The organism is Rhizobium sp. BR 362, from assembly GCF_036528765.1.
Lineage (GTDB): Bacteria > Pseudomonadota > Alphaproteobacteria > Rhizobiales > Rhizobiaceae > Rhizobium.
In genome coordinates this window covers 55,271-70,336 of sequence record NZ_JARWGH010000014.1, presented here as the reverse complement: position 1 = coordinate 70,336, position 15,066 = coordinate 55,271, and the positions used below count along the sequence as shown (strand labels likewise).

The 15,066-nt window shown below is 61.5% G+C and carries 10 protein-coding genes; 5 read left to right on the top strand and 5 right to left on the bottom strand.

Annotated elements, in window-relative coordinates; translation table 11 throughout:
- The first annotated feature begins 2 nt into the window (after positions 1-2).
- Complete coding sequence (locus tag QDY28_RS18330; protein ID WP_331383090.1) at positions 3-917, top strand: pyridoxal-phosphate dependent enzyme; 915 nt, start codon at positions 3-5, stop codon at positions 915-917.
- 83 nt (positions 918-1,000) lie between these two features.
- On the opposite strand, the gene hemA is transcribed toward QDY28_RS18330, so the two are convergent.
- From hemA to QDY28_RS18310, 4 genes are all read right to left on the bottom strand, one after another.
- Positions 1,001-2,212: a 5-aminolevulinate synthase gene (gene hemA / locus QDY28_RS18325; protein ID WP_331383130.1), complete on the bottom strand. Its 1,212-nt coding sequence runs from the start codon at positions 2,210-2,212 to the stop codon at positions 1,001-1,003.
- 218 nt (positions 2,213-2,430) lie between these two features.
- Complete coding sequence (locus QDY28_RS18320; RefSeq protein WP_331383089.1) at positions 2,431-3,225, bottom strand: FAD binding domain-containing protein; 795 nt, start codon at positions 3,223-3,225, stop codon at positions 2,431-2,433.
- A gap of 19 nt (positions 3,226-3,244) precedes the next feature.
- A complete protein-coding gene (locus tag QDY28_RS18315) occupies positions 3,245-5,590 on the bottom strand; it encodes a xanthine dehydrogenase family protein molybdopterin-binding subunit (protein WP_331383088.1) in 2,346 nt (781 codons plus the stop codon).
- 84 nt (positions 5,591-5,674) lie between these two features.
- Positions 5,675-6,163: a (2Fe-2S)-binding protein gene (locus tag QDY28_RS18310; RefSeq protein ID WP_331383087.1), complete on the bottom strand. Its 489-nt coding sequence runs from the start codon at positions 6,161-6,163 to the stop codon at positions 5,675-5,677.
- A gap of 299 nt (positions 6,164-6,462) precedes the next feature.
- Between QDY28_RS18310 and QDY28_RS18305 the strand changes: the two genes are divergently transcribed.
- From QDY28_RS18305 to QDY28_RS18295, 3 genes are all read left to right on the top strand, one after another.
- A complete protein-coding gene (locus QDY28_RS18305) occupies positions 6,463-6,759 on the top strand; it encodes a YMGG-like glycine zipper-containing protein (RefSeq protein WP_331383086.1) in 297 nt (98 codons plus the stop codon).
- Between the two features lie 358 nt (positions 6,760-7,117).
- The gene (locus QDY28_RS18300) at positions 7,118-9,043 is read left to right on the top strand and encodes an autotransporter assembly complex protein TamA (RefSeq protein ID WP_331383085.1); all 1,926 of its coding nucleotides are present in this window, start codon (positions 7,118-7,120) and stop codon (positions 9,041-9,043) included.
- Between the two features lie 63 nt (positions 9,044-9,106).
- The gene (locus QDY28_RS18295; protein ID WP_331383084.1) at positions 9,107-13,297 is read left to right on the top strand and encodes a translocation/assembly module TamB domain-containing protein; all 4,191 of its coding nucleotides are present in this window, start codon (positions 9,107-9,109) and stop codon (positions 13,295-13,297) included.
- Positions 13,298-13,488: 191 nt separating this feature from the next.
- On the opposite strand, the gene QDY28_RS18290 is transcribed toward QDY28_RS18295, so the two are convergent.
- The gene (locus QDY28_RS18290) at positions 13,489-13,917 is read right to left on the bottom strand and encodes an Lrp/AsnC family transcriptional regulator (protein ID WP_283056119.1); all 429 of its coding nucleotides are present in this window, start codon (positions 13,915-13,917) and stop codon (positions 13,489-13,491) included.
- Positions 13,918-14,112: 195 nt separating this feature from the next.
- Here QDY28_RS18290 and rocF point away from each other — a divergent pair, with 195 nt between their 5' ends.
- Entirely contained in the window at positions 14,113-15,048 is a 936-nt protein-coding gene (gene rocF, locus QDY28_RS18285; protein WP_331383083.1) for an arginase, read from the top strand.
- The last annotated feature ends 18 nt before the right edge of the window (positions 15,049-15,066 follow it).

The following is a 15,066-nucleotide window of genomic DNA, read 5'->3' as shown; positions in this document are numbered from 1 at the left end:
CCATGGCACTTCACCTCGAAACCCCGCTCCTCGAATCCCGCCCGCTTAGCCAGGCGTCGGGGCGATCCGTCTGGTTGAAGATGGATGCGCTTCAGCCGCCCGGCTCCTTTAAAATCCGGGGTATAGGGGCGGCCTGCGAGCATCACGCCAGAAGCGGAAAGCGTCGGTTTGTATCTTCCTCCGGAGGCAATGCCGGCATTGCCGTGGCCTATGCAGGACGCCGTCTCTCGATCCCGGTCTCGGTCTTCGTTCCGGAGACGACGACCGAACGGGCAAAATCGCTGATCCGTCAGGAGGGCGCCGAGGTCTTCGTTCATGGCGCATCCTGGCAGGAGGCAAACGAGCGCGCTCTCGAGGCGGTCGATGCGGAAACCGCATTTATTCACCCGTTTGACGATCCGCTTCTGTGGACGGGGCATGCGACGATCATCGATGAGGTCGTCAGAGCGGCAGTCCCATTTGATGCGGTCGTTCTTTCGGTTGGCGGCGGAGGGCTCTTGGCTGGCGTCGCCGAAGGCTTGGCCCGCAACGGACTTCAACATGTTCCGATCATAGCGGCCGAAACCGAAGGCGCAGCTTCGCTCGCCACCTCGGTAAAGGCTGGCAAGCTTACCGAACTGCCCGCCATTACCAGCATTGCAACATCGCTCGGCGCCCGAAGGGTCTGCCAACGCGCCTTCGAGATCACCCAAACTCTGCCCGTCGATTGCGTCGTCGTGGATGACCGGGCTGCCGTCGACGCATGCATGCGCTTTCTCGATGATCATCGCGTAGTCGCGGAGCCGGCCTGCGGTGCAGCATTGGCGGTCGCATATTCCCATGCCGATCGATTGGCACGGCATGAGCGAATCCTGATGATTGTTTGCGGAGGGGCGACGGCTTCGCTCGCGCAGTTGCAGGCTTTGCAAGCCTCCTGATTATCGCCCGAAATTCAAAAAAGTCAGGGCGCGGAAACAGCATTTCCGCGCCCTGATCAAAGAGTAAAAATGTAAGCGGTGACTTACGCCACCGCGCGGGCCAGCGCACAGCGCGACCAGAGCGCATGGAGCGCGCCGACGAGATGCTCAATATCGGCATCCGAATGCAGCGGCGTCGGTGTGATGCGCAGGCGTTCGGTCTTCTTCGGCACGGTCGGATAATTGATCGGCTGCACATAGACGCCCATATCGAGCAGCAGATCCGAGATCCACTTGCACTTGGCGGCATCGCCGACCAAAACCGGCACGACATGGCTCGGGTTTGGCATATGCGGAATGCCCGACGCATCGAGCTGAGCGCGCAGCCGGCGCACCCGGTCCTGATGGCGGGCGCGTTCGAACTGGCTGACCTTCAGATGCCGGATCGAAGCGACAGCGCCCGCCGCCAATGCCGGCGGCAGCGACGTCGTGAAGATGAAGCCGGAGGCAAAGGAGCGGATGAAATCGCAAAGCGCGGATGAGGCGGCGATATAGCCGCCCATGACGCCGAAGGCCTTGCCAAGCGTGCCTTCAATGACCGTCAGCCGGTCCATCAGACCTTCGCGCTCGGCAATGCCGCCGCCGCGCGGACCGTACATGCCGACGGCATGCACTTCGTCGAGATAGGTCATTGCTCCGTATTTGTCGGCGAGATCGCAGATCTCCTTGATCGGCGCGATGTCGCCATCCATCGAATAGACGCTCTCGAAAGCGATCAGCTTCGGCGCCTTCGGATCGGCGGCCTTGAGCTTGGCTTCGAGATCATGCAAGTCGTTGTGTTTCCAGATGACCTTGTCGCACTTGGCATAGCGGATGCCCTCGATCATCGAGGCATGGTTCAGCGCGTCCGAAAAGATGATCAGGCCCGGGATCTTCGCGCCGAGCGTACCGAGCGTCGCCCAGTTGGAAATATAGCCGGACGTAAAGATCAACGCGGCTTCCTTGCCGTGCAGATCGGCAAGCTCCTGCTCCAGCAGAACATGGTAGTGGTTGGTGCCAGAAATATTCCGGGTGCCTCCCGCACCCGCGCCACAGTGATCGATGGCCTCTTTCATGGCTTCGATGACCTTGGGGTGCTGGCCCATGCCGAGATAGTCGTTCGAGCACCAGACCGTTACGTCCTTGGAGCCTTCCGGCGTATGCCAGGTCGCGCGCGGAAAGCTGCCGCGCTGACGCTCCAGATCGGCGAACACACGATACCGGCCTTCCTGACGTAGACCGTCCAGTTCGCCTTTGAAAAATGCTTCGAAATCCATCATCTGCTCCAGAACCATGCGACCGTTTTCATGATTGCCGGTCTGCACGTCAACCCCTCCGCATCGCTTTCGCACTCGCTGCGGCAAATGGCCCTTAATTTTGAACTATTCCAGACAAGAATTGTCAATCACCGAGATTTGACAATCGAGCCCAATCTCCGCAATGCCCGACACCGGAAAGGCAGCCGAGCCGCCCCTCCGGTATTTTTCGCGTGATTTTATGCGGCCGCAGCCGCGCGCTTGGCCATGACCTTGATCAAGTTGGCACGATATTCGGCCGTGGCATGCAGATCCGACAGCAGCGTCGACGAATCGACAGTTGCGCTGGCGAGCGCATCCGGCGACCAGTTCGCCGCAAGCGCCTGCTCCATCCCGCTATGACGGAACACGCCATCCGCGCCCGCGCCGGTAACCGCGACCCGTACACCATCCGTCCCCTTGGCAACGAAGACGCCGGTCATGGCGTAGCGCGAGGCCGGATTGGGGAATTTGGCGTAGCCCGCTTTTTCCGGAGCCTCGAAGGTTATGGCCGTAATCAGCTCACCTTCCTCCAGCGCCGTCTCGAACAGGCCGGTGAAGAAATCATCGGCCGCGATTTGGCGCCTGTCGGTCACGATGGTGGCACCGAGGCCCAGCATGGCCGAAGGATAGTCCGCCGCCGGGTCGTTGTTGGCGACCGAGCCGCCGATCGTGCCCATATGGCGGACATGCGGATCGCCGATCATGCCGGCAAGATCGCAGAACGCCGGGCAGACGGCGCGGATCGCCGCCGAGGAGGCGACCTCGGCATGCGTCGTCGCAGCGCCGATCGTTACCCTGCGGCCGTCGACGCGGATGCCCTTCAGCGCTGGAATATGCCTGAGATCGACGAGATCGCTCGGCGACGCCAGACGCTGCTTCATGGTGGCAATCAGCGTCATGCCGCCGGAGACGTATTTCCCCTCCGGCATATCGGACAGAAGCTTGACGGCTTCGTCGACCGAGGAGGCGCGGTGATAGTTGGTTGCATACATGGTTTTCTCCTCCCCTGTCTCAGGCTACGGCTCGCGCCGCTTCCCACACCTTCAGCGGCGTGGCCGGCATCGTTAGGGCATTGTTGCCGATCGCATCGGTGATGGCGTTGATCAGCGCCGGCGGCGAGCCGATGGCGCCCGCCTCGCCGCAGCCCTTGACCCCCAGCGGATTGTTGGGGCAAGGCGTGTTTTGATGCGACAGATTGAAGGACGGCAGATCGTCGGCGCGTGGCATGGCGTAGTCCGTGAAGCTCGCCGTCAGCAACTGGCCGCTTGCATCGTAATGCACGGCCTCGAGCAACGCCTGGCCGACCCCCTGCGCGATGCCGCCATGCACCTGACCTTCGACAATCATCGGATTGATGATGTTGCCGAAATCGTCGGCGGCGACGAACTGGATGATAACGGTCTTGCCGGTTTCCGGATCGACCTCGACTTCACAGATGTAGCAGCCGGCCGGGAAGGTGAAGTTGGCCGGATCGTAAAAGGCCGTTTCCTTCAGGCCAGGCTCCAGGCCGGAGGGAAGGTTATGTGCGGTATAGGCGGCGAGCGCCACCTGGAACCAGGGCAGCGACTTGTCGGTACCGGCAACTTTGACCTCGCCGTTTTCGATGACGATATCGCTCTCGTCGGCTTCCATCAGATGAGCCGCGATCTTCTTCGCCTTGGCTTCCACCTTGTCGAGCGCCTTCACCACGGCCGACATGCCGACCGCGCCGGAACGCGAGCCATAGGTGCCCATGCCCATCTGCACCTTGTCGGTATCGCCATGAACGATCGACACGCTGTCGATCGGCACGCCCAACCGGTCGGCGACGAGCTGTGCGAAGGTCGTCTCGTGACCCTGGCCATGGCTGTGCGAACCGGTGAGCACCTCGACCGTCCCGACAGCATTCACCCGCACTTCCGCCGATTCCCAAAGGCCGACACCGGCGCCGAGCGAACCGACCGCCTGTGATGGCGCAAGTCCGCAGGCCTCGATATAGCAGCTCATGCCGATGCCGCGCTTCATGCCGCGCGCCTCCGCCGCTGCCCTGCGGGCCGGGAAACCGTTCCAATCGGCCTGCTGCATGGCGGCATCGAGCGATGCCTCGTAGTTGCCGGCGTCATAATTCATGATGACCGGCGTTTGATGGGGGAAGGAGCGGACGAAGTTGGTTCGCCTGAGTTCGGCCGGTGAAACGCCAAGCTCGCGCGCCGCCGTTTCGACGGTGCGCTCGAGAAGATAGGTCGCTTCCGGGCGCCCGGCACCGCGATAGGCGTCGACCGGCACCGTATTGGTATAGACGGTGCGAACATTGGCGTGGATCGCCGGGATCGCATATTGGCCGGACAGCAGCGTCGCATAGAGATAGGTCGGCACGCATGAGGAGAAGAGCGACATATAGGCGCCGAGATTGGCGATGGTATCGACCTTCAACGCCGTAATGCGGTTTTGGGCATCGAAGGCCATCTTCACCTTGGAGACATGGTCGCGGCCATGCGCGTCGGTCAGGAACGCCTCGGTACGATCGGCCGTCCACTTGACCGGCACGCCGGTCTTCTTCGACGCCCAAAGACAGACGATCTCCTCGGGATAGATGTAGATCTTCGAGCCAAAACCGCCGCCGACGTCAGGCGCGATGACGCGCAGCTTGTTTTCCGGCGCGACATTGTAGAAGGCGCTCATGACCAGCCGCGCCAGATGCGGGTTTTGGCTGGTGGTGTAGCACGTATAGTGATCGTCGCCGGCATCGTAGATGCCGAGGGTCGCGCGCGGCTCCATGGCATTCGGCGACAGCCGGTTGTTGTGAATTTCAAGCTCCGTCACATGGGCCGCTTCGGCGATTGCCTTGTCGGTCGCCGCGGCGTCACCCAGCTCCCAGTCGAAGATCAAATTGTCAGCCGCTTCCGGATGAAGCTGCGGCGCGCCGGGCTTCAGCGCTTCGACCGCCTGGATAACGGCGGGAAGCTCTTCATAATCCACCACGACAGCCTCGGCCGCATCGCGCGCCTCGCCAAGCGAATCGGCAACGACGATCGCCACGGCATCGCCGACATAGCGCACGGTATCGACTGCCAGCGGCCGCCATGCACCCATTTTCATCGGCGAGCCGTCCTTCGAATGAATCATCCAGCCGCAGATGAGGTTGCCGATGCCATCGGCCAGCAATTGCTTACCATCCAGCACGCCGATCACGCCTGGCATGGCCAAAGCAGCCGAGGCGTCGATACCGGTAATCTTCGCATGCGCATGCGGGCTGCGGACGAAATAGGCATATTTCATGCCCGGCGCCACCATATCGTCGGTATAGCGCCCCTTGCCCGTCAGAAATCGCTTGTCTTCCTTGCGCGCTACGCGCGCGCCAATGCCTTCAACGCCCATGATATCCTCCCATTGGGGTTCCGGGGTCGGCAGTCCGCCAAGATAAACGGTCGTTGGCGTTCGCCAGACAATCTCGGTGAAATCTTATTCGGCCGCCTGCTTGGCGGCGTGCATTTCAGCATTGGCAGAAAGGACTGCCTTGACGATATTGTGATAGCCGGTGCAGCGACAGATATTGCCTTCGAGCTCGGCACGCACCGTCCCTTCATCCAGCGCGCCGCCGTGGCGATTAATCATGTCGACGGCCGTCATCACCATGCCGGGCGTGCAGAAGCCGCATTGAAGGCCGTGATGCTCCTTGAAAGCAGCCTGAACGGGATGCAGTTCGCCATTGGCGGCCAAACCCTCGATGGTTGTAATCTCCGAACCGGACGCCTGCACCGCCAGGATCGAACAGCTCTTGACCGATTTGCCATCCATGTGAATGACGCAGGCGCCGCATTGGGTGGTGTCGCAGCCGACATGGGTTCCCGTCAGGCCAAGCTTTTCCCTGATGAAATGGACGAGCAGCATGCGATCCTCGCACTCGCCACTGACCGTCCGGCCGTTCACCGTCAAAGTCACTTTCGCCATGTTTTCCTCCTCGCCTCTCCTCCAGAGGCAGCGGCCATCATTTGACTTTTTTGTAGTCGGATCAACCTCTACTTTAGAAAGGCCGTGGATTTTTCTGCCGCTCGGTTCTTTTTGTGTACCGATTGTGGACGCGGCGAGTTTAGCACCAAAAAAACCGCAAGTGCCCAATGGACAAACATATTTTGCACGATATTTCTTCTTAGCTGCAGGACTGCAAGGACAGCCCATCGTGGTGGAGCTGGAAAATTGGGACGGCGTTCGCCGGGGGTACCGGCTAAACTAACGTTGGAGAGAGTAAAATGAAGAAAGCTCTTATGCTCGCACTGGTCGGCTTGTCTATCGCAAGCTGCACCCCGACCGAGCAAGGCGCCGGCATCGGCGCAGCATCTGGCGCCATCATCGGCGGCGCCGTAACCGGTAATGTTCGCGGTGCAGCCGTCGGTGCCGCGATCGGTGGTGTTTCGGGCGCTGTCATCGGCAGCGTCGCCGAACAGCCCGGCCAGTGCTACTACCGCGACCGCTATGGCCGCCGCTACATCGACGATTGCCCGCGCGGCGGCTATCGTCGCAGCTACTATAATGGCGGCGGTTACTGATCGAATAGCGATAGAACTATCGAAGTCCCGGGCCTAAGGTCCGGGACTTTTTGTTTCTCCTCGTCTTTTCATCTCGGAGAGGATGAAACCGCCCTCGGTCGGATGTAAACGAAGCTAATTTCAACGCTGGATCGAGGGGGGAATAGGCCGCGACGTCCGCCGCCCGCCCCACGAAAAGCGCTGGAACAGCCCTAAGTCCCGGACGGAAATCCGGGATTTTTCATTTGGGCCATCGTCTTTTTGCAGGTTTTTGACTCTAAAAGGTACACGCGAAACGCTTTTGCCTCTATGGTGGCCGCGCGTTAACCCGGGGGAAACGCCAAACTGAGAAAGTTCTTATATAACCGTAAAGCGGCGTATGCATAAAAGAACTGGTCCGAGAAAGAGTATTGCGTATCGGCGAGCGGGCACCGTAATGGCGGTTGCGGCAACGATTGCGCTCGGCCCGATCTATGTTGGAAACGCACTTGCCTTCAAACTGTTCGGCATGACGCTCTGGGGCGAAGACGACACGGCGGAGCAGGTTTCCGATCCCGTTCGCTACACCGTTGACTTCAGGACGGACAATCTTGACAAGGATCTCAAGGAGGCCCTGACCGAGAGCTCCATGCTGGTTTCGGACAAGAAGAAGCCTGTGTCCGGCGACCTCGGGGTCGTTATCAAGGCGCGCGATGATCGCGACCGGCTGATCGCCACTCTCTACGAAAAGTCGCGCTATGGCGGCGTGGTCACGATCACGATCAACGGCACGAATATCGATGCGCTGCCGCCCAATCCCGCCTTCGGACGTTCGAAACCGGTTGCCGTCACCATCAGCGTCGATCCCGGTCCCGTTTTCACGCTTGGCAAGATCAGCCTGCTCGGCGATGCGCGCGGCCTTGATCCTGCCAGCTACGGGCTTGTGCCCGGCGGCGACGCCGGCTCGCTGACAATCCTGAAAGCCGGCGACAAGATCGTCGCCGATTTCAAGAACGAAGGCCATCCGCTCGCCAAGCTGACCAAGCGCGATGTCGTCGCCGATCACCGGACAAACAGGGTCGATGTTTCGCTCAGCGTCGAAAGCGGCCCCGTGGCGCCCATCGGCAATGTCGGGGTCAGTGGCCAGAAATCGGTCGATCCGGATTTCATCAAGCGCTACGCCCGCATCAACGAGGGCAAGCCCTATTCGCCGGACGAACTGAAGAAAGCCTCGGACCGCCTGCGCACACTCGGCGTCTTTTCCAGCGTCACCATCCGCGAGGCCGACAAGCTCGCCCCGGACGGCAGCATTCCCATGACCATCGAAGTGTCTGAGGGCAAGCAGCGCTACTTCGGCGTCGGCGCCCAATATTCCACCATCGACGGCTTTGGTCTTCAGGGCTATTGGGGGCATCGCAACCTGACCGGCCGGGCGGATTCGCTGCGCATCGAAGGATCAGTCGCCCGCATCGGCGAAACGACCGATGTCGGCCAACTCGACTATAGCGCCGGTGTTACCTACGTCCGGCCTGCGACCTTCTATCCATCGGCAACCCTTACGACCGGCCTGAAGATGCAAAGCCTGCATCCCGATGCCTACGACGCCGATACCATTACCGCGAGCGGCAGCCTTGCCTACGAGCTGACCGATCAAGACACCGTCTCCGCCGGCGGAGAAGTGAGCTATGAGCAAGACAGCACCGATGCCTATGGCGATCAAAACTACCTGACGCTGGCGATCCCGCTCGAATATGTCAGGGACACGCGCGACAACAAGCTGGATCCGACCCAGGGATATCGCGCCTCGATCAGCGCCAAGCCGAGCTATGAAGCACTAGGCAGCACGGTGTTCAGCTCGTTCGAGGGTTCGATTTCCGGCTATCAGGGCGTCGGCGCCAACGATAACGTCGTCTTCGCCGGTAAGCTCTCCCTCGGCTCGCTGATCGGCACCAACGGTATCTCGGACATTCCGGCCACCCGGCGTTTTTATGCCGGCGGCGGCGGCTCGGTCCGCGGCTATGCCTACCAGGAAATCACGCCCTATAATTCCAATGGCGATGCGCTTGGCGGCCGCTCCTATGCCACCGCCTCTATCGAAGCCCGCGTCAAGATCACCGACAAGATCGGCATCGTGCCTTTCGTCGATATGGGCAGCGTCACCGGCAGCACTTTTCCTGACTTTTCCGATGTTCGCATTGGCGCGGGCGTCGGTGTGCGCTACGCTACACCCTTCGGTCCCATCAGGCTCGACGTCGCCGTTCCTCTCAGGAAATATGAGGACGGTACGGCATACGGCATCTATGCCGGCATAGGTCAAGCCTTCTGACACGCCGTACAGTCGCAGACGGTTCAGCACGCGGTTACAAAAATTGAGGTTACTGTCGCTCTCATGAGCATGTTGATTCGAATTCTCGGGAGATTGGTGCGCCTCATCGCCTATGTGGTCGTGGCAATCTTCGTACTTGCGGTCGCCGCCGTGCTGATTGTCGGCTTTGTGCCGGCCGCCACCAGCTATGCCGTCAATCAAGTTGCAAAACTCGTCTCAACCCCCGACCAAACCATTACGATTGCCGCACCGTCTGGTCTCTTGACCGGCAACCTCCGCGTCGGCTCGATTGCGGTTGCCGACACCAAGGGCACCTTCGCGAAGGTCCAGAATCTCGCCGTCGACTGGTCGCCGGCCTCGCTGCTGACAGGCACTTTTCACGCCGACCGCGTTGCCGCCGACGCCGTCGATTTTCAGCGTCTGCCGGTTTCGACGGCAAAAGCTACGGCAGAACCGCAGGCGACGCCGACGGAAAGCAAGGGCTTCTCGCTGCCCATCGCCATCGATATCGGCGCTCTCGCATTGCCAAATCTTCGCATCGGGCAGGCTGTTGCCGGTCAGGATTTCGCGATTGCCGCCAACGGCAGCGGCAAGGCGAATAGCAGCAGCGTCGACCTCGTCCTCGATGCCAACCGCCAGGATGTTCCCGACGCCAAGCTCTCCACCACCATTGCTTTTGCGCCGGCCGAAAACCGCCTGAACCTGAAAGCGGAAATCGCCGAACCTCGCGACGGCATGCTCGCCGGAATGCTCCATCTGCCGGGCGGCCCGGCGATCAACATCAATCTCTCCGGTGAGGGCCCGTTGTCGAATTGGGGCGGCAAGCTGCAGGCCGCGCTCGATGGCAAACCGACGGTATCGATCGATGGCCATCATGCCATTTCCGCCGATGGGCTCCACCATGTCGACGTAAAGGGCGGCGGCGACGTCGATTCATTGCTGCCGCCGACCTTCCGGCCTCTTTTCGCCGGCCAGACCACGATCGACTTTGCCGCTACTTTCGACGGCAAGGGCAAGATCGACATCCAGACCGGCAATCTCGCCACCGGCAGCGTCGTCATCGCCGCCTCGGGCACGCTCGATCCCTCAGGTAACAACAGCCTCAACGCCAACCTGCTCGGCACTTCGGGCCCCGTGGATTTCCGCTGGCCGATAGAAGGCGGTGAGATACGGGCGATGATTTCGCGTGCCGATGTCGCGCTGACGGGCGCGGCGCAGTCGGTGAAGATCGATGCCAAGGCCTCCCTCGACAGCGCCAGCACGCCGCAAGGCCGGATTGGCCAGGTGAACCTCATTGCCAAGAGCGACGCCTTCAACCTGACCAACGGCTCCGGCCCGCTGCAGCTTCGTCTCGTGGTCGGCCAGACCGCTTTCATCAGCCCCGATCTTAACCGCCTGATCCGCGCGCCGGTGGCGCTGACCGCGCCCCTGCAGCTCTCGCCGGACACGATCGGCTTCAACAACACGACGCTGGAAAGCGCCAGCATCGGCGGCACCGTCAATGGCAAATATACGCTGTCGTCGAAGTCGCTGACCGGCAACTTCAAGATTTTTGCCCTGCCCGCCGTGCTGCCGGACGGCGTATCGGACAAGTTCGAGGGGACCATTTCGCTCGAAGGCCAGGTCGCCGGCACGGTGCCGACGAAAATGAACCTCTCCAACCTCGCCCTGAAATCAAATGTCGGCGAAATCAGCGGCAGTGCCGCGCTCGATAACCAGACGCTGACATCGGAGATCACCGGCAAACTCCTCGATCTCTCCAAGCTCATCCCGAATGCCGAAGGACAGGCGGATATCGGCCTCAAGGCCAAGGGTCCGCTGAGCGCGCTCGGCATCGACGCGACGGTAAAGGCCGTCAACGTCAAGCTGGCAGGCCGGCTGCTGGATACGCTCGACGTGGCGCTGACCGGAACCGCCGATCCGAACGCACCGCAAGCCAGGGTGCAAGCAAACGGCGCAATCGACGGCAAACCGATCAGCATCACCGCCAATGCGACCTCGCAGAACGGCCGCACCAGCATTCCGAAGCTCGCCGTCGATGTCGGCGCCAACAAGCTGCAGGGCAAGCTGGATCTTTCGCCGAGTTTCGAACCGTCAGGCGCGTTGACCTTCGATCTGCCTGACCTCAGTCTGCTTGCCGCTCTGGCCGGGCAGAAGGTTGATGGCGATCTAAAGGGCTCGATCGATCTCTCCAGCGCCAACGGCAAGATCGGCCTGAAGGTCGACGCCAGCGGCCGCGGCATCCGCCGCGACGATCTCTCGATCGACAAGCCGGCCATCGCGCTGACGGTCGATGACCTCAAGGCGTTTTCCGCCAATGGCACGATCCGCGCCGGCGCCATCGCCTCCGGCGCCAACCGCATTACCGATCTCGGGCTGACCTTCACGCAACAGGGCAGCCGCACGGTTTTCGATCTCAAATCGAACTATGACAATGCGCCGCTGACGGCCAGCGGCAATGTCGAAACGGGCGGCGGCCAGACGGTCGTCAGTCTCGATGATTTCGCCGGCGCGCCTCGCACCATCCCGATCAAGCTGGCATCACCAACCAAGATTATCGTCAAGGACGGCGCGGCAACGCTGAACGGCTTGACGATCCGGACTGGCGGCGGTTCGGTGACGGTGAACGGTACGGCTGGACAGGTGCTGAATATCACCGCCGAGATCGCCAATCTGCCTGCCAGCCTTGCCAATGTCTTCGCGCCAACATTGGCGGCCGAAGGCGCGATCTCCGGCAAGGTGACAGTGACCGGCAAGCCGGCCGCGCCGGTCGTCGCCTTTCAGACCAATTGGTCGGGCGCCGCGACCAGCCAGACCAAATCAGCCGGCCTCGGCCCGCTTGGCGTTAAGGCGAACGGCCAGTTTGCCAACAATACGGTCACCATAAACACGAACCTTACCGGCCAGAATGGACTGGCGCTCAATGGCGGCGGCACCGTTGCCGTGGCCGGCAACAAAGCCTTGGCGATGAAATTTTCCGGCACTTTGCCCTTTGACGCGATGGCCGGGCAGCTTGCCGCGCAGGGCCTCAATATGTCCGGCACCTCGAAGATCGATATCCAGATTGCCGGCACGACTGCGGCGCCCGCCGTTACAGGCACGATTTCCACCGATGGCGCCAAGCTCGTCGACGTCCGCCGCAACCTCACCCTCAACGGTCTCGCCGTCACCGTCACGCTCGACGGCAGGCAGGCGGTGATCTCTCGGCTGAACGGCAATCTCGCCAGCGGCGGCAGCGTCTCGGCAACCGGCACGATTGGCATCGCTCCCGACAGTGGCTTTCCTGCCGATATCCAACTGAAATTCAACAATGCCACCTATGTCGACGGCACACTGGTAACCGCAACCATCAACGGAACGCTCGGCATCAAGGGACCGCTGCTGACCGCGCCGGTGCTCAGCGGAAGTCTGAAGCTGAACAAGGCATCGATCACCGTGCCGGAAAAGCTGCCGACCTCGCTCTCCGAGATCAATATCAAGCATAAGAACGCACCGTCAGCCGTCAGCGCCCAGTTCAAGGATCAGAAGCCGCAGGGACCGCGTGACAAATCCACAACCCTCGGCATCGACCTGCAACTCGATGCACCCTCGCAGATTTTCGTCCGCGGCCGCGGCATCGATGCGGAACTCGGCGGCAGCATCACCGTCCGTGGCACGGCGGCGGATCCGGTCGTCTCCGGTGGCTTCACCATGAGGCGCGGCCGCCTGACCATCCTCAGCCGCCGGCTGGATTTCACCAATTCCAGCAAGATCACCTTCGGCGGCGACCTGACGCCTGCCCTCGATATGGAAGCGACGTCCAGCGTGAATTCCACCACCATCACCGTCGACGTCACGGGTTTGGCCACCGACCCGAAGATCAGTTTCTCCTCCTCGCCTGCCCTGCCGCAGGATGAGGTGCTGGCGCAACTGATCTTCGGCCAATCGATGTCGAAGCTTTCAGCCCTGCAGATCGCCCAGCTTGCCGATGCCGCAAGCCAGCTCGCCGGCGGTCGCTCCACCTCCTTGTTCGAGGGCCTGCGCAGCCATCTCGGCGTCGACGATCTCGACGTCACCACTGATTCAAAGGGCCAGGCACAGGTGGGCGCCGGCAAGTATCTGAACAAGCGCACCTATATCGAATTGCAGCAGGGCGCCTCCAACAACACCAAGGCGATCATCAATCTCGATGTCGGCCGTGGCGTTAAGCTGCGGGGTGCGGCCGGCTCGAATGGCGCTGGCGAAGCCGGGATTGTCTATGAGCACGAGTATTGAGGAGCTCTACCTTCTCCCCCGCGGGGAAAAGGTCGCGCGCAGCGCGGGTTGAGGGGGCGTTGCACCGTAAGGATTGCGCGCTATGTCCCGGCTCGTCGACGGCGTCTTCCCGGCAGCGCCCCCTCACCCGGCATCCCTTCGACAAGCTCAGGGACGCCACCCTCTCCCCGATGGGGCGAGGGTAACCTGACCTAAAACCCCATCTTGCTGGTCTTCAGCAGGATATTGGACTCCGTCGTGTTGATGCCGTTGATCAAGCGGATCCGGCGCAGCGTTTCGTCGAAGGAGGCGAGATCGCGGTCTTCCAGTTCGGCGATGAAATCCCATTTTCCGTTGGTGCTGTGCAGCGCCCTCACCTGCGGCAGGCCGCGAAGCTGATCGGCGACCTTGTCCGCCAATTTGCCGAGCACCTCGATCATGACGATAGCGCGCACGCCGGCCGAGCGGGCTTCGTGGCCGGTTCTGATGGTGAAGGCGGTGATGGTGCCGTTATCGACTAGCCGCTCGATGCGCGCCGTCACCGTGGCGCGCGAGGCACCGGTGGTCGCCGCCAGTGACGAGACGGAGGTGCGGGCGTTATGGCGCAGCGCGCTCAGGAGGTCGCGATCGAGGTCATCCATGGCTTGTCATTCTGCTAAATCTTCCTAGTCAATCTGTCGAAGACTACTCGTTTTTCGACAATTTTCCATCTTTTTGCTGTCATCTCCCTCGTTGATAATCAATCTCGATAAGCAATCTCAATCTTGGATAACGCATAAGCCTTTCCGAAAACCGCTTCGCACTGTCGGGGTTATGCGCTGAACGGAGCACCGCCGATGAACGTAGAATCCACATCTATCACACTGATCGGCGTTCCCCTCGAGGAAGGCTCCGGCCGCCGCGGCGCCGGCATGGGTCCGACGGCGCTGCGCATCGCTGGCATTGAAACGACCCTGACCGAACTCAATCACCGCGTCACCGACAGCGGCGACCTGCATCCGGCCCCCGCCGCCGACCTGCCGGACCATCCGCAGGCACATAATCTGAAGATCGTTGGCGCCTTCACCCGTGCTCTGGAAGCCAAGGTCTACGAGGTTGCCTCGTCCGGCGGCTTCCCGCTGATTCTCGGTGGCGATCACAGCCTCTCCATGGGCAGCGTCTCCGGCATGGCGCGCCATGCCGCCGAGGTCGGCCGGCCGCTGTTCGTGCTCTGGCTGGACGCCCATTCGGATTTCAATTCCCCCACCACGTCTCCGTCGGGCAATATTCACGGCATGCCGGTTGCCTTCTTCTGCGGCGAAGCGGAATTTGCCGAGATCCTGCCGGCCTCCCGCCCGCTGGTCGATCCGAAGAAGGTATTTCAGGTCGGCATACGTTCCGTCGATCCGCACGAGCGCCAGGAAATCCGCGAGCACGGCGTCAACGTCTTCGATATGCGCTCCCTCGACGAGCAGGGTGTGGCGGCAATCATGCGCCGGGTGCTGGACACGATCAGCGCCGCCAACGGCCTGCTGCATGTCAGCTTCGACGTCGATTTCCTCGATCCGGATATCGCGCCGGGTGTCGGAACGACGGTACCGGGTGGCGCGACCTTCCGCGAAGCCCATCTCATCATGGAAATGCTGTCCGACAGCGGCCTCGTCTCTTCGCTCGATCTGGTCGAGCTCAATCCCTTCCTCGACGATCGCGGCAAGAGCGCCCGCGTCCTGGTGGAGATGGCGGCGAGCCTGTTCGGACGGCGCATTTTCGATCGCCCGACACGGGCAGCATAATTCCTGGGGGGAAGTTAC